We start from the raw sequence: 15523 nt of genomic DNA, 5'->3' as shown, positions 1-15523 counted from the left end.
CTCTTTTGGGGACGTAGTTGTCCTATGGGTGGTGTCACGACCCCGCCGCGTGGCGGGACCGGCTCTGGGGCCGCCTGAGCGGCGGCAGGAAGGGGACGTGTGCTCCGCCGTCCCCCAGGGCGGCGGCGAGGGCGAGAAGACAGCCCGCCGTTCCGGTGTGCAGGTCCATGGAAAGGCGCAGCATCTGGTTGCCGGGGAACGCGAGTTGGCCGGCGTACGGCATCGCGAACCAGCCGAGTCCCTCGATCTGCGCGGGGACGTCCTCGGGCGTGATGCCGGGCGCGGTGCTGCGGTTGAGGTGCAGCAGGAATCCGGCCCGCCCCTGGTAGAGGCCCGGCTGTACGCAGAAGCGTGAGCGCGCGGTGGACAGGATGCCCGGCCGCACGGCCTCGAACCCGGCGTCGTCCCGGTGCGCGAGGTAGTCGTCGAGGACCATCCCGATGCCCACGCTGCCGTCGCCGAGGTACGGCATCGTGCGCCAGCCCTCGTCCACCCCGAGGCTGCCGTCCGGCCGTGCCACGCACCGGGCGAGGTCCGCGCGCAGGGCCCGTGCCGCCAGGTCGAGGAGCGCGGGGTCGCCGTTCCTCTCGTAGAGCCGCAGGAAGAGGAGTGCGGGGCCGGTGTCGCCGTGCAGCAGACCGGCCCGTGGCCGTCCCTTCGGCGGGCTCTGGGAGGTCAGCCGCTCACCGATCACCTGCGCGGCCTGCAGGGCGTGCTGGGCGAGCGCCTCCTCGCCGGTGCTGTGCGCGAGGGCGTCGAGGGCGAGGCCGAGTCCGGCGAGGCCGCCGTCCAGGTCGGAGGGGAGCCGTTGCCAGTTCTCCCGGAGGACGAGCTCCATCAGGTCGAGCGCGCGGGTGCGGTGGCCGAGGCGTTCGAGGACGTGGGCGATGCCCGCGAGGCCGTCGTTGAGTCCGAGGGGTGTGCCGGGCGGTGCGGGCTCGGTGTGCTTCAGGAGCCAGCGCTCGCCCTCCTCGTAGCGTTCGGCGCCGCTCTCGGCGAGGGCGAGCAGCACGCCGGCCGCGCCGTGCGCGAGGCCGAGCCCGCCGCCGTCGGTGAACTGCGCGATGTCGCCGGGGAAGAGCCGGTCGTCGCGCTCGGGGGTGGCCGAGGCGAGGATGGCCTTGACCATCGAGTCCCGGCTGTACGGCCAGTCGGCGACGTCGACGAGCGGTGCGGCCTGCCCGGTCACCGGCTTCGCGGCACCCGCCGCGCGGGCCCGGTCCCGTCCGCCGCGCTCGATCTCCGCCACGGCTTCGTCGAGGAACTCCCGCGGTATGTCGGGGAACTGCTCGGCGATCACCGCGGCGAGGTGGGCGGCCTTGCCCCGGTCGACGGCGAGGAGCGTGGTGATCGGCAGGAAGAGGGCGAGCCGCAGGCACGCGAGAGCGTAGCGGTCGACGTCCACGCCCTCGCGGTCGGCGGGTGCGATGAAGCCGGGGTGGGCCACGACCTGGCGGCCGCCCTCTCCCACCCGCGTCGCCGCCTCGAAGTCGAGGAGGGAGACGGACTGTTCGTCGGGCGCGACCATGATGTTGAACATGTGGAGGTCGTTGAAGACGACACCCCGCTCGTGCACGGCGGCGACGGCCTCCTCGACGGCGCGGTGCATCCGCAGCGCCCAGGCCGTGTACGAGGCGACCGCGTCCGGGTCCGGCTCGCTGACGAGCAGCGGATGCCGGTCCGCGAAGAAGGAGTTGAGGGTGCTGCCCTCCAGGAAGTCCATGACGAGGAAGCGGTGGCCGCCGAGTTCGAACCAGTCGCGCACCTCGGGCGCGACACCGAGACCCGCCAGCTTCTCCAGCGCGCCCCGTTCGCGCTCCAGGCGGGCCACGGCGTCGGCCCCGTCGGATGCCAGGCCCGCGTGCGGCCGGCCCTCCTTCAGGACGACCTTGCGGCCGTCCCGGGTATCGGTGCCCGCGTAGACCCCGCCGCCGTTGGAGAAGTGCAGCGCCTTCTCCATGCGGTACGGCAGGTCGCCGACCGTCGTGTTGTTGCGCGCGGCGAGCTGCGCCTCCAGGAACGGCGGCAGCGTCACCCACTCGGGGACCTTGAAGGCCGGGTCGCGCGAGTCGGGGACGAGGCGGCCCTGGTCGTCCTCGACGGCGAGCACGAGACTGCCGCGCTCGTTGACGCACATGCGGCGGGTGAAGGCGCCGTACCTGACGTACAGCGGCCCTTCCTGCCAGCGCAGGTCGGTGAGGATGTAGGGCCCCTCGCATCCTTCGAGGGTCTTGCCCAACTCGTTGAGTATCGCGTGAAGTTGATCCTCGTCGGACGGGTAGAGCGTCGCGAACTTGCCGCTGCCGTCGCGTCCCGCGTACTTGCTGTTGCGCAGGTGGAGCAGGTGCGGCCCCGCGATGAACTTGAAGGGCACGGCGCGCGGGACGCAGTACTCGCGGACGGCGGCGGCTATGCGGTCCGCGTTCTCCAGCGTGGCGGACACGTGGATCTTCCAGCCCTGCTGCGGCGCGGGACGTGCGCGCCCGTCGTCGCCGAGCGGGACGAAGGTCAGCCAGTCGCCCTCGCGGGCCGACAGCCACCCTTGCGGGACCGGGCGCCGCGCCGTCTCGAACTCAGGGGCGTTCTTGCCCACGGACAAGCGGTCCGGAGTCTCGTAGAAGTGCCTGTCGGCCAGACAGTAGACCTCGTACCGCTTGTCCACGTCGTCCTCTCCCCATGTCGTCTGGGTCCGACAGTTCCAGGCCGCAAAGGGGACGGACAGTCACGGATGTCATCGATCAGGTATGCAGAACGCATGGGTAAAGTCCTGTTCGCACCCGTTCGAGCGCACATAAAGCACATAGGAACCGCACAAACCAGCGCGGATCGCATCACGGAAGTAAATCCCGTTGCCAGAGCGAACCCGGTCGGCCCGCGGGGCGAATCCCGTCAGTCCTCCGGCGGAAAGACGACCTCACCACTTCCGGACAACGTGATCGTGATCGCCTCGACCGGGCACCCCTCGGCCGCTTCGAGCACCTTTTCGTTGGCGTCGGTCTCGGGATCCGCGGGGTGCGACTGACGGGCGGAGTCGAGCGCGAAGCCGCCCGGCGCCGTGATCACGCACATCCCGGAGCCGATGCAGACCGACCGGTCCACCTCGACGTGCCAGCGGTCACCCATCAGGCACCCGTCCCCTCGTAGCCCGCGGGCAGGTGGATCATCTTGTGCTCGAAGTACTCGCCGTACCCCTCGGGCCCGAACTCCCGCCCGAGACCGGAGTTCTTGTAGCCGCCGAACGGGCCGAGCATGTCGAGGCTGAAGGTGTTCACCGAGTACGTCCCGGTGCGCACCCGGCGCGCGACGTCGATACCGCGCTCCACGTCCGCCGTCCACACGCTGCCGCTGAGCCCGTAGTCGGAGTCGTTGGCGATCTTCACGGCCTCGCTCTCGTCGCCGTACGGGATGAGGCAGATGACCGGGCCGAAGATCTCCTCGCGGGCGATGCGCATCGAGTTGTCCACGCCGCCGAAGAGCGTCGGCTCGACGTACCAGCCGTCGTCGAACCCGGGCGGACGCCCGCCGCCCGCGAGGATCTTGGCGCCCTCCTCCTGGCCGATGCGGATGTAGTCGAGCGAGCGCTGCTGCTGGCGCTTGGCGACGAGCGGGCCCAGTTCGGTCTCCGGGTCGAGCGGGTCGCCGACCTTGAGCGCGGACGCCGCGGCGGCGAAGGCCTCGGCGAACTCGTCGTAGCGCGAGCGAGGCACGAGGATGCGGGTCTGGGCCACGCACGCCTGGCCGTTGATCATCCAGGCGAAGGGGACGATGCCGGCGACCGCCGCCGACGCGTCCGCGTCCGGCAGGATCACGGCGGCCGACTTGCCGCCCAACTCCAGGGTCACGCGCGTGAGATTGCGCGCGGCGACCTCCATCACGCGCTTGCCCGCGCCGACGGAACCGGTGAAGGACACCTTGTCGACGCCGGGGTGCCCGACGAGGTACTCGCTGACCTCGCGGTCCGCCGAGAGGATCGAGAGCACGCCCTTCGGCAGCCCTGCCTCATGGGCGATGTCGGCGAGTATGTAGGCGTCGAGCGGCGTCTCGGGCGAGGTCTTGAGGATCACCGGACACCCGGCGAGCAGCGCGGGCGCGAGCTTGGCCGCGGCGGTGAACTGCGGGACGTTCCACGGCACCACGGCCGCCACCACACCGACCGGCTCGCGCCGTACGAGGATCTTGCCGAGGGCTCCGTCGCGCGCCTCTTCGTACGTGAAGTTCTTCGCGACCGTGAGCGCCGAGTCCCAGACCATCATCGAGGCGAGGGACTGCACCATCACGCTCGCCGTGTACGGGGTGCCGTTCTCGGAGCTGATGACGCGGGCGATCTCCTCGTGCCGTACGGCGAACGCGTCCTTGATCTTCGTGACGACCTCGATCCGCTCGTCGAGCGTCATCCGGGGCCAGGGGCCCTCCTCGAACGCCTTGCGCGCGGTGGCGACGGCCCGGTCGACATCGGCGGGCGCCGCGTGCGGCACACGCGCGAAGAGCTGGCCGGTGTGCGGCGAGACCACCTCGATGACGTCCTTGCCGAGGGGGTCCACCAGCTCCCCGCCGATAAAAAGCTGTCCGTGTTCCACGAGCTCGGTCATGGCTGACTGCCTCCTGCGGGATTCCGCCTGCGCGGCACGCTTTCTGACACTGTTTCAGAACTGATACCAGTTCTAGTTCCAGTAGTCCACGGAGAGCGAGATGCAAGTAACCTGTCGAAACAGTCGACTTGGGCGATCATTGGAACTAGTTCTAGTTATGGTGACGACGGCCGTGGTCGTGGCCGTGCAGCCGACGAGAGGCGAGGGTGCCCGATGACGCAGGTGACCGATCCGAAGGCGACCGACCACGGCGGCGGCGTGTGGAGCATCAAGGTCCCCATCCCGGACAACCCCCTGGGCTTCACCCTGGTCCACCTCCTGGACACGGACGCCGGCCCTGTCCTCATCGACACGGGCTGGGACGACCCCACGTCCTGGGACGCCCTCGCCGAGGGCCTCACCGCCTGCGGCACGTCCGCCGACGCGGTGCACGGCGTCGTCATCACCCACCACCACCCCGACCACCACGGTCTGTCCGCCAAGGTCCGCGAGGCGTCCGGCGCGTGGATCGCGATGCACGAGGCGGACGCGTCGGTCGTACGCCGTACGCGGACCGGGCCCCCCGAGCGCTGGTTCGACTACATGGTGGAGAAGCTGACGGCCGCCGGAGCCCCCGCCGACCACCTGGCCCCCCTGGTGGCGGCCCGTGACGCGGGCCGCGCGCCCCGGCTGCCCGGCCTCGCCGCCGCGCTCCCCGACCGCGGCATCGCCCCCGGCGAGCTCCTCGAACTGCCGGGGCGCAGGCTCCGCGCGATCTGGACCCCCGGCCACACCCCGGGCCACGTCTGCCTGCACCTGGAGGAGGAGCACCCGGCGCGGCTGCCGGGCCACGGCCGGCTGTTCTCCGGCGACCATCTGCTCCCCGGGATCACCCCGCACATCGGCCTGTACGAGGACCCCGACGACGAGACCGTCACCGATCCGCTCGGCGACTACCTCGACTCCCTGGAGCGCATCGGCCGCCTGGGCCCCGCCGAGGTGCTTCCGGCCCACCAGTACGCGTTCGCCGACGCCCCGGCCCGTGTGCGGGAGATCCTGGCCCACCACGAGGAGCGTCTGACGGACCTGCTCGCCCTCCTGGCCGAGCCGCTCACGCCCTGGCAGCTCGCCGAGCAGATGGAGTGGAACCGCCCCTGGGCCCAGATCCGCTACGGCTCGCGGAACATCGCGGTCTCCGAGGCCGAGGCCCATGTGCGGCGTCTGGTGAAGCTGGGGCGTGCCGAGGCGGTCGGCCACGATCCGGTGCGCTACCGGGCGGTGTGACCTGCGGCCCGGGAGGCGGGCACCCCGGACCGCTCCCCCTACGGGCCGGTAGAGTGACCCCGTCGTCATCATGCCCGTACGGGGGAAAGCCGGTGCGAATCCGGCGCTGACCCGCAGCCGTGTACCGCGTCCAGCGGTGAGCCGGAATGCCCGGTACCGAGCATGACCGGCTCGCTTCATCGGGGCCCCCGATGAACGGCACCGTCGAGGTATACGGAGCCGGAGCCGCCCGGTGCCCGTGCCCGCACGCGCCCGTGCTGCCCCGCTCCCCCGCAGGGAGAGGCACCCGCCGCATCATGAACGTTCGCCGCAGCGCAGCGGTCCTGGCCGCCGTCGCCGTGATCGGTTCGGCCGCCGCCCCGGCCGCTTTCGCGGACAGCGCGTCCCCGTCGCCTTCCGCAGCCCTCCCCTCCGGGCTCTACGGAGACGCGGATCCCAAGTTCGACGGGGTGTTCCGGCAGTCGTACGCCCTGCTCGCCCAGGACTCGGCCGGTGTGAAGCCCGCCGCGAAGTCCGTCGACTGGCTCACCGGGCAGCAGTGCGAGAGCGGCGGTTTCGCCGCATACCGCGCCGACGCGGGTGAGCCGTGCGACTCCAAGACGATGTTCGACAGCAACGCGACCGCATCCGCCGTGCAGGCCCTGGCCGCGCTCGGCGGTCAGAAGAAGGCGGTCGGCAAGGGCGTCGACTGGCTGAAGTCGGTGCAGAACAAGGACGGCGGCTGGGGCTACAGCCCCGGCATGGCCTCCGACGCCAACTCGACCGGCATCGTGATCGGCGCCCTCGCCGCGGCGGGCGAGAAGCCGCAGTCGGTGAAGGCCCAGAGCGGCAAGTCCCCCTACGACGCGCTGCCCGCGCTCTCGATGAGCTGTGACAAGGACGGCGGCGCCTTCGGCCTCGCGGACGCCAAGTCCGGCAAGCTCTCGCCGAACGCGGACGCCACGGCGGCCGGTGTGCTCGGCGCCCACGGCAAGGGCCTGGTCGTCGACCCCGCCGGGAAGAAGGCCGCCGCCCCGAAGTGCGAGAAGGCGGACACCGCCGAGCAGGCGGCCTCGAACGGCACCGGCTACCTCCTGAAGACCCTCGCCAAGGGCGACGACCACCTGATGTCGTCGATGCCCGGCGCCAAGAACATGCCCGACCTGGGCAACACCGCGGACTCCGTGCTCGCGCTCGCCGCGGCCGGCCAGCCGGAGCAGGCCAAGAAGTCCGCCGAGTGGCTGTCGAAGAACTCCGCCGACTGGGCCAAGAAGTCCGGCCCGGCCGCGTACGCCCAGCTGATCTTCGCCGCCCGCGCCTCGGGCCTGGACCCGCGTGACTTCGGCGGCGCGGACCTGGTCAAGCAGCTCAACGCGACCGGCCCGGCCCCGCAGGCGACCGAGGCCGCCGACGAGAAGAAGGACAGCGACGACGACAGTGGCGTCAGCGTCTGGTGGATCATCGGTGTCGGTCTGGTCGCCGGTGCCGGCATCGGCTTCCTGTACAGCGGCAACAAGAAGAAGCAGCAGCCGTGACGCGGGGTCGCGTGCGGTGCGGGCGCCTGGTGACCGGGGCGCTCGTCGCCGCCCTGTCCGGCGTCCTCGCCGCCGCCCCCGCCCAGGCCGCCGGCTACCGTTACTGGTCCTTCTGGGACCGGGACGGCTCCACGTGGGCGTACGCGACCCAGGGGCCGAGCACCGCACGCCCCGACGACGGGGCCGTGCAGGGTTTCCGGTTCTCCGTGTCCGCCGACTCGAAGGACGCCGCGAAGCCGCGCGGCGCCGCGGACTTCGACACCATCTGCGCCAAGACCCCCGCCAAGGACGACCGCAAGCGGATCGCCCTGGTCATCGACTTCGGCACGCCGGGTGACGCCCCCGACGGCGAGACCCCGCCGAAGCCGCGTACCGCATGCGCGCGGGTCGCGGACGACGCGACCAGCGCCGACGCGCTGGCCGCGGTCGCCAAGCCCCTGCGCTACGACAGCAACGCCCTGCTGTGCGCCATCGCGGACTTCCCGAAGTCCGGCTGCGGCGAACAGGTCTCGGGCGACGGGGAGTCCGGGAAGAAGCAGGACCGGACGGCGAGCGACAAGGACGGCGACTCCGGTGGCCCCTCCGTCGGTCTGATCGCGGGTGTGGCCGCCATCGCCCTGCTCGGCGGCGCCGCCGTCTGGCAGGCACGCCGCCGACGCGGCTGACCGCACGATGACCGATCACCCGAGCACCGCTCCCGGTGCGCTGCGGCGGCGCCTCGCCCCCGAGGCGCACCGGAGCAACGCGCTGCACCCGGGCGCCTGGTGGGTGTGGGCGCTCGGGCTCGGCGTCGCGGCGTCCCGCACCACCAACCCGCTGCTGCTCGGGATGCTGATCGGCGTCGCGGGCTATGTCGTGGCGGCGCGCAGGACGTCGGCGCCGTGGGCTCGGTCGTACGGCGCCTTCGTGAAGCTGGGTCTCGTGGTGATCGCGATCCGGCTCGTCTTCGCCGTCGTCCTCGGCTCCCCCATCCCCGGTACGCACGTCATCATGACGCTCCCCGAGGTGCCGCTGCCCGACTGGGCGAAGGGCGTGCGGATCGGGGGCCGGGTGACGGCCGAGGGGCTGCTCTTCGCGCTCTACGACGGGGTGCGCCTGGCGGGTCTGCTGATCTGCGTGGGCGCCGCGAACGCCCTCGCCAGTCCGGCGCGGCTGCTCAAGTCGCTGCCGGGCGCGCTGTACGAGGTGGGGGTCGCCATCGTCGTGGCGATGACGTTCGCACCGAACCTGATCATGGATGTGCAGCGCCTGCGGGCCGCGCGGCGCCTTCGCGGGCGCGCGGACCGGGGCATCCGGGGGCTGCTCCAGGTCGGGCTCCCGGTCCTGGAGGGCGCCCTGGAGCGGTCGGTCGCCCTGGCCGCCGCGATGGACGCGCGGGGCTTCGGCCGCAGCGCGCCGGTGCCCGCGGGGGTGCGCAGGGCGACGGCGGTCCTGACGCTCGGCGGCCTGATGGGCGTCTGCGCCGGTACGTACGGGCTGCTCTCCGCGGACGGCACGGGCTACGGCCTGCCCGTCCTGGCCGCCGGTCTGCTCGCCGCGCTCGCCGGACTGCGCCTCGGCGGCCGGCGCTCCGTGCGCACCCGCTACCGCCCCGACCCCTGGGGCGTGCGCGCCTGGCTCGTCGCCGGGTCGGGGATCGCGGTGGCGGGCCTGACGATCTGGGCCGCCTCCTACGACACTGCCGCCCTGCACCCCGGGGTGGTCCCCCTGACGGCACCGGCCCTGCCGCTGTGGCCCGCGGCGGCCGTCCTGGTCGGACTGCTCCCCGCCTTCGTGGCACCGGTGCCCGCCGATTCCGCCGCCCCTGTCCGCGCCCCCGCTCGCTCCAAGGAGCCCTCATGATCCGCTTCGAGGATGTCTCCGTGACGTACGAAGGGGTCGAAAGGCCCACCGTGTGCGGGGTCGATCTCGCCGTGCCCGAGGGCGAGCTGGTGCTCCTCGTCGGCCCTTCCGGGGTCGGCAAGTCGACACTGCTCGGCACGGTGAGCGGCCTCGTCCCGCACTTCACCGGGGGCACTCTGCGGGGCCGGGTGACGGTGGCCGGGCGCGACACCCGTACGCACAAGCCGCGTGAACTCGCCGATGTCGTCGGTACGGTGGGCCAGGATCCGCTCTCGCACTTCGTGACGGACACGGTCGAGGACGAGCTGGCGTACGGGATGGAGTCGCTCGGGCTCGCCCCCGACGTGATGCGCCGCCGGGTGGAGGAGACCCTGGATCTGCTGGGCCTCGCCGATCTGCGCGAGCGCCCCATCGCCACGCTCTCCGGCGGCCAGCAGCAGCGCGTCGCCATCGGCTCGGTGCTCACCCCGCACCCCGAGGTCCTCGTCCTGGACGAACCGACCTCCGCCCTCGACCCGGCAGCCGCCGAGGAGGTCCTGGCCGTACTGCAGCGCCTCGTGCACGACCTGGGCACGACGGTCCTGATGGCCGAGCACCGCCTGGAACGGGTCGTGCAGTACGCGGACCAGGTGCTGCTGCTCGCGGCGCCGGGCGAGCCGCCCGTGCTCGGGGACCCCGCATCGCTGATGGCCCGCTCTCCGGTCTACCCGCCGGTGGTGGGCCTCGGCCGCCTGGCGGGCTGGTCCCCGCTGCCGCTGACGGTGCGGGACGCCCGGCGCAGGGCGGGCGCGCTGCGCGAACGCCTGGCCACGGCCGCGCCCCGGGAGGTGGTCGCCGTCCCGCACCCCGACGCGCGCCCGGCGACACGCTGGGCCCGGCTCCGTGGACGCACGCAGGCGGACGCGCCAGAAGCAGCCGCGAGCGTCTCCGGTCTGGCCGTGCGCCGGGGCCGTGTGGAAGCCCTGCGCCGCGTGGACCTCACCGTCCGCGCGGGCGAGACCGTGGCCCTGATGGGCCGCAACGGCGCCGGGAAGTCCACGCTCCTCTCGACCCTGGTGGGCCTGCTCGAACCGGCGGCGGGCTCGGTCCGCGTCGGCGGCGCGATCCCGCACCGCACCGGCCCGCGCGAGCTGATCCGGCACGTCGGCCTGGTCCCCCAGGAGCCCCGCGACCTCCTCTACGCGGACACGGTGGCCGCCGAGTGCGCGGCGGCCGACCACGACGCGGCGGCGGACCCCGGCACCTGCCGCGCCCTGGTCACCGAGCTGCTCCCGGGCATCGCGGACGACACGCACCCCCGCGACCTCTCCGAGGGCCAGCGCCTCACCCTGGCGCTGGCGATCGTCCTGACGGCCCGCCCTCCCCTGCTCCTCCTGGACGAGCCGACCCGTGGCCTCGACTACGCGGCCAAGGCCCGTCTTGTCACGCTCCTGCGCGGCCTCGCCGCCGAGGGGCACGCCATCGTCCTGGCCACGCACGACGTGGAACTGGCGGCGGAACTTGCCCACCGGGTGGCGATCCTCGCCGACGGGGAGATCGTCGCCGACGGCCCGACCCCGGACATCGTGGTCTCCTCCCCGTCCTTCGCCCCGCAGACCACCAAGATCCTGGCCCCGCAGAAGTGGCTGACGGTCACGGAGGTACGGGACGCGCTGGGCGCCGGGGGTGGGGTCGCGTGAGCAGCTCCCCCGTGGCCCGCCAGGCCCGCCCCATCCGCCTGGGCCCGCGCTCCGTCGGCGCCCTCGCGCTCGTCAGCGCGGTCGGTGTCGTGGCCTTCGGGTGGCCGCTCATCGCGGGCGGGGACTCGGGGCTGAGCGCGCACGCCCAGGACGCGCCGTGGCTGTTCGCGGCCCTGCTGCCGCTGCTGCTCGCCGTGGTCGTGGCGACCATCGCGGACGTCGGTCTCGACGCCAAGGCCATCGCGATGCTCGGGGTGCTCGCCGCTGCCGGTGCCGCGCTGCGGCCGCTGGGGGCGGGGACGGCCGGGATCGAGCCGATGTTCTTCCTGATGGTGCTCAGCGGGCGGGTGCTCGGACCCGGGTTCGGCTTCGTGCTCGGTGCCGTGTCCATGTTCGCCTCGGCGCTGCTCACCGGTGGCGTCGGGCCGTGGATGCCGTTCCAGATGCTGTCCATGGGGTGGGTCTGCATGGGCGCGGGGCTGCTGCCGGGGGCGGACTCCCTGCGCGGGAAACGTGAGCTGTGGCTGCTCGCCGCCTATGGGGCCGTCTCGTCCGTCCTGTACGGCACCGTCATGAATCTGCAGGGCTGGCCCTACCTCGGCGGCCTCGCGACCGGCGTCTCCTTCGTGCCCGGTGACCCCGTCGGCGAGAACCTCGGCCGCTTCATCGCGTACTGCCTGGCGACCTCCCTCGGCTGGGACCTCCCCCGGGCCGTCGTCACCGTCCTGCTGAGCCTCGCCCTCGGCCCCGCCGTCCTGAAGGCGCTGCGCCGGGCCACGCGCCGTGCCGCCTTCGAGGCCCAGGTCACATTCGAGGGCCCGAAGGCGTAGGCGGCCGTGGGCTCTCCGTTACATGGAGGTCCCAGCGGGGTGAGGCGGCCCACAGGACCAAGGTCCTCTACGAAGCAGGGCCGTAGATCATCTCTGATGACGCGGACGCGTCAAAACGCCTTCTGACCTGGTGATTGAGAGCCACGTCACACGGAGGACCTTCCGCGCACATGCGACATCCACTAGTAAAAGGGGTCATTGCGGAGGCGTTGCGGCCCTGCTTCTCTGGATCGAGTCGCACGGCGCTTCAGGCCTCAAGGCCAACGGCCCGACGCATTCCCTCAGCCACACCCCCGTGGCCCACGGCATGCCCGCGACACCATGTCCCCCACGGAAGGCCACGCTTTGTCCGCCACGCTCCTCCGCCGTATCGCCACCCCGAAGAAGGCCCTCACCGGTGCCGCTCTGGCCGCCGCCACGACCGGCATGGTGTTCATGGCTGGTCCGGCCCAGGCCGCGGCCCCCACCGCCGCGAAGGCCGCCGCTCCGGCCGCCGCCCCCGCTGCGGCTCCTTCCTCGGCGCAGGCGATCGCGAAGAAGATGATCCCGGACCCCGCGCAGTACAAGGCGTTCAGCAAGATCGTCGAGCACGAGAGCGGCTGGAACCCGAAGGCGACGAACTCCTCCTCCGGCGCCTACGGCCTGGTCCAGGCTCTCCCCGCCTCGAAGATGGCTTCGGCCGGCGCGGACTGGAAGACCAACCCCGAGACCCAGATCAAGTGGGGCCTCGACTACATGAACGACCGCTACGGCAGCCCGGTCGGCGCCTGGAACCACTGGCAGGCCAACGGCTCGTACTGAGCACTGAGCCGACCGAGCCGACAGGAATCCCTGAGTCACATGAAGGCGGCCACCCCTCTCCAGGGGTGGCCGCCTTCGTCGTACGCGGGCCACTTCGCCGTACGCGAGGAAGCAGCAGGCAGCAGACCGCTCACAGCCGCTGAATGATCGTCCCCGTGGCCACCGCGCCGCCCGCGCACATCGTGATCAGCGCGAACTCCTTGTCGCGGCGCTCCAGCTCGTGCAGGGCGGTGGCGATGAGCCGCGCCCCGGTCGCCCCGACGGGGTGCCCGATGGCGATCGCACCCCCGTTCACGTTCACCTTCTCCAGGTCCTGCTCGAAGACCTGCGCCCAGCTCAGCACCACCGACGCGAAGGCCTCGTTGATCTCCACGAGGTCGATGTCCCTCAGGGACATCCCCGCCTTGCCCAGGACCGCCCGCGTCGCGTCGATCGGCCCGTCCAGATGGAAGTGCGGATCGGCGCCCACCAGGGCCTGCGCCACGATCCGCGCGCGCGGCTTCAGCTTCAGTGCCCGCGCCATCCGCTTCGACGCCCACATGATCGCCGCCGCGCCGTCCGAGATCTGCGAGGAGTTCCCCGCGGTGTGCACGGCGGTCGGCATCACCGGCTTGAGCCGCTCCAGGCCTTCCATCGTGGTGTCCCGCAGCCCCTCGTCGCGGTCGACGAGCCGCCACATGCCCTGCCCGCCGGCCTGCTCCTCCTCCGTCGTGGGGACCTGGACGGCGAAGGTCTCGCGTTTGAAGCGCTCCTCGGCCCAGGCGGTGGCGGCGCGCTCCTGCGAGATGAGCCCGAGCGAGTCGACGTTCTCCCTGGTGAGTCCGCGGTTGCGGGCGATGCGCTCGGCCGCCTCGAACTGGTTGGGCAGGTCGACGTTCCACTCCTCGGGGAACGGCTTGCCGGGGCCGTGCTTGGAGCCCGACCCCAGCGGCACCCGCGACATCGCCTCGACACCGCAGCTGATGCCGACGTCGATGACACCGGCCGCGACCATGTTGGCGACCATGTGGCTCGCCTGCTGCGACGAGCCGCACTGACAGTCCACGGTCGTCGCCGCGGTCTCGTACGGGAGGCCCATCGTGAGCCAGGCCGTGCGCGCCGGGTTCATGGACTGTTCCCCGGCGTGCGTGACCGTCCCGCCCACGATCTGCTCGACGCAGTCGGCGTGGATGCCCGTACGCCCGAGGAGCTCGCGGTAGGTCTCGCCGAGCAGATAGGCGGGGTGGAGATTGGCGAGCGCGCCGCCGCGCTTACCGATGGGGGTGCGTACGGCTTCGACGATGACAGGTTCCGCGGCCATGGGCGTCCTCTCCATCCACATCCCGCGGGAGTGTCCCGGCACCCACGCGGAGAACTAGTACGCGTTCTAGTTCTGCATGCAGTCTGCTGAGCGCGACCCCGGCACCGCAAGGGGCTTGCACGCACCTTGCGCACTACCTGCACGAAAGCCGTGCCGTCGAGGGCCTTGCCTCTTGTAGAACCCGTTACTACCTTGCGGGGCATCTCCTGATGGACCGTCAGAATCAGGAGGCCGGACCCCGGCCCGAGACTCAGAACCCAGAACTGAACTCCTGGAGTTGCCGATGCCCTGTCCAGCGCTGCCCGACGGGTTCGACTTCACCGACCCCGACCTGCTCCAAGAGCGCGTGCCCCACCCGGAGTTCGCCCAGCTGCGGCAGACGGAACCGGTGCGCTGGATCACCCAGCCGCCGCGCATCTCCGGCTTCGACGACTCGGGCTACTGGGCCGTCACGCGGCACGCGGACGTCAAGTACGTCTCCACGCACCCGGAGTTGTTCTCCTCCAACCTCAACACCGCGGTCATCCGCTTCAACGAGACGATCAGCCGCGACCAGATCGAGGTCCAGAAGCTGATCATGCTGAACATGGACCCGCCCCAGCACACGAGGGTCCGCCAGATCGTGCAGCGCGGCTTCACCCCCCGCGCCATCCGCTCCCTGGAGGACGCCCTGCGCAACCGCGCGGGCTCCATCGTCGAGACGGCCCGGGCGAACGCCGCGGCCGACGGATCCTTCGACTTCGTCACGAACGTGGCCGTGGAACTTCCCCTCCAGGCCATCGCCGAGCTCATCGGCGTCCCCCAGGGCGACCGGACGAAGATCTTCGACTGGTCCAACAAGATGGCGGCCTACGACGACCCGGAGTACGCGATCACCGAGGAGGTCGGCGCCGAGGCGGCCATGGAGATCGTCTCGTACGCGATGAACCTCGCCGCCGCCCGCAAGGAGTGCCCGGCCAAGGACATCGTCAGCCAGCTGGTGGCCGCCGAGGACGAAGGCAACCTCTCCTCCGACGAGTTCGGCTTCTTCGTCATCCTGCTCGCGGTGGCCGGCAACGAGACGACCCGCAACGCCATCACCCACGGCATGCACGCCTTCCTCACCCACCCCGAGCAGTGGGAACTCTTCAAGCGCGAGCGCCCGGATACCACCGCCGAGGAGATCGTGCGCTGGGCGACCCCCGTCGTCTCCTTCCAGCGCACCGCCACCCAGGACACCGAGATCGGCGAGGCGAGGATCAAGAAGGGCGACCGCGTCGGCATCTTCTACTCCTCGGCCAACAACGACCCCGACGTGTTCGAGGAGCCGGAGAAGTTCGACATCTCCCGCGACCCGAACCCGCACCTCGGATTCGGCGGCGGAGGCCCGCACTTCTGCCTCGGAAAGTCGCTCGCGGTCCTGGAGATCAACCTCATCTTCAACGCCATCGCGGACGCGCTGCCCGAACTGCGGCTCGTCTCCGACCCCCGCAGGCTCCGCTCGGCCTGGCTGAACGGAGTCAAGGAACTGCAGGTCAGCACAGGCTGACCTGCTGGCCAGGGAGGCAGGGACAACTCCCTCCTACGCCCTGCCCCTGCCTCCCCCGGGCCTCCCCCAGGCCGCCCACGGCCCCGTGCGCCACCTGTGGGCCACCTGCAGGTCAGCTCTGCGCCATCAGGCTGAATATCCGGCCATCAGGTGGCCTGAGCCAACGTTCCCGTTGCC

The 15523-nt window shown here is 71.8% G+C and carries 12 protein-coding genes and 1 riboswitch; of the genes, 8 read left to right on the top strand and 4 right to left on the bottom strand.

From position 1 onward, the window contains the following. Positions 1-34: 34 nt before the first annotated feature. The 3 genes from lanKC to OG302_RS28860 all read right to left on the bottom strand — a co-directional run bounded on the left by lanKC (position 35) and on the right by OG302_RS28860 (position 4589). Positions 35-2662, bottom strand: coding sequence for a class III lanthionine synthetase LanKC (gene lanKC / locus OG302_RS28870; protein ID WP_371529442.1), 2628 nt, complete (start codon positions 2660-2662; stop codon positions 35-37). A 227-nt stretch (positions 2663-2889) separates the two neighbouring features. Further along, positions 2890-3123 (bottom strand): ferredoxin, encoded by a 234-nt coding sequence (locus tag OG302_RS28865; protein ID WP_344521034.1) that lies wholly within the window; start codon positions 3121-3123, stop codon positions 2890-2892. Further along, positions 3123-4589, bottom strand: coding sequence for an aldehyde dehydrogenase (locus OG302_RS28860; protein ID WP_371529441.1), 1467 nt, complete (start codon positions 4587-4589; stop codon positions 3123-3125). The genes OG302_RS28865 and OG302_RS28860 overlap by 1 nt, the downstream gene beginning before the upstream one ends. A gap of 213 nt (positions 4590-4802) precedes the next feature. Between OG302_RS28860 and OG302_RS28855 the strand changes: the two genes are divergently transcribed. The 7 genes from OG302_RS28855 to OG302_RS28825 all read left to right on the top strand — a co-directional run bounded on the left by OG302_RS28855 (position 4803) and on the right by OG302_RS28825 (position 12518). Continuing rightward, a complete protein-coding gene (locus tag OG302_RS28855; protein ID WP_371529440.1) occupies positions 4803-5852 on the top strand; it encodes an MBL fold metallo-hydrolase in 1050 nt (349 codons plus the stop codon). Between the two features lie 38 nt (positions 5853-5890). Further along, a riboswitch (cobalamin riboswitch) is annotated at positions 5891-6025 on the top strand. Positions 6026-6148: 123 nt separating this feature from the next. Further along, positions 6149-7366 (top strand): prenyltransferase/squalene oxidase repeat-containing protein, encoded by a 1218-nt coding sequence (locus OG302_RS28850; RefSeq protein WP_371529439.1) that lies wholly within the window; start codon positions 6149-6151, stop codon positions 7364-7366. Beyond that, complete coding sequence (locus OG302_RS28845) at positions 7363-8031, top strand: SCO2322 family protein (protein ID WP_371529438.1); 669 nt, start codon at positions 7363-7365, stop codon at positions 8029-8031. Before OG302_RS28850 ends, OG302_RS28845 begins: the two co-directional genes overlap by 4 nt. Positions 8032-8038: 7 nt before the next feature. Further along, the gene (locus tag OG302_RS28840) at positions 8039-9208 is read left to right on the top strand and encodes an energy-coupling factor transporter transmembrane component T (RefSeq protein WP_371529437.1); all 1170 of its coding nucleotides are present in this window, start codon (positions 8039-8041) and stop codon (positions 9206-9208) included. Continuing rightward, positions 9205-10887 carry an ABC transporter ATP-binding protein gene (locus OG302_RS28835; protein ID WP_371529436.1) on the top strand — a complete coding sequence of 561 codons (1683 nt, stop codon included), beginning with the start codon at positions 9205-9207 and terminating at the stop codon, positions 10885-10887. Before OG302_RS28840 ends, OG302_RS28835 begins: the two co-directional genes overlap by 4 nt. Further along, a complete protein-coding gene (locus OG302_RS28830) occupies positions 10884-11717 on the top strand; it encodes an ECF transporter S component (RefSeq protein WP_371529435.1) in 834 nt (277 codons plus the stop codon). The genes OG302_RS28835 and OG302_RS28830 overlap by 4 nt, the downstream gene beginning before the upstream one ends. Before the next feature lie 345 nt (positions 11718-12062). After that, positions 12063-12518, top strand: coding sequence for a transglycosylase SLT domain-containing protein (locus OG302_RS28825; protein ID WP_361827583.1), 456 nt, complete (start codon positions 12063-12065; stop codon positions 12516-12518). 130 nt (positions 12519-12648) lie between these two features. Here OG302_RS28825 and OG302_RS28820 read toward each other — a convergent pair whose 3' ends face one another. Continuing rightward, positions 12649-13818, bottom strand: coding sequence for a steroid 3-ketoacyl-CoA thiolase (locus OG302_RS28820; RefSeq protein WP_371529434.1), 1170 nt, complete (start codon positions 13816-13818; stop codon positions 12649-12651). Between the two features lie 283 nt (positions 13819-14101). On the opposite strand from OG302_RS28820, the gene OG302_RS28815 reads away from it, so the two are divergent. Next, positions 14102-15346 (top strand): cytochrome P450, encoded by a 1245-nt coding sequence (locus OG302_RS28815; protein WP_371529433.1) that lies wholly within the window; start codon positions 14102-14104, stop codon positions 15344-15346. Positions 15347-15523 lie beyond the last annotated feature (177 nt).

Origin of the sequence: Streptomyces sp. NBC_01283, from assembly GCF_041435335.1 — a bacterium.
Lineage (GTDB): Bacteria > Actinomycetota > Actinomycetes > Streptomycetales > Streptomycetaceae > Streptomyces.
The sequence above is the reverse complement of the archived record's forward strand: the minus strand, read 5'-3'. Positions and strand labels throughout refer to the sequence as shown.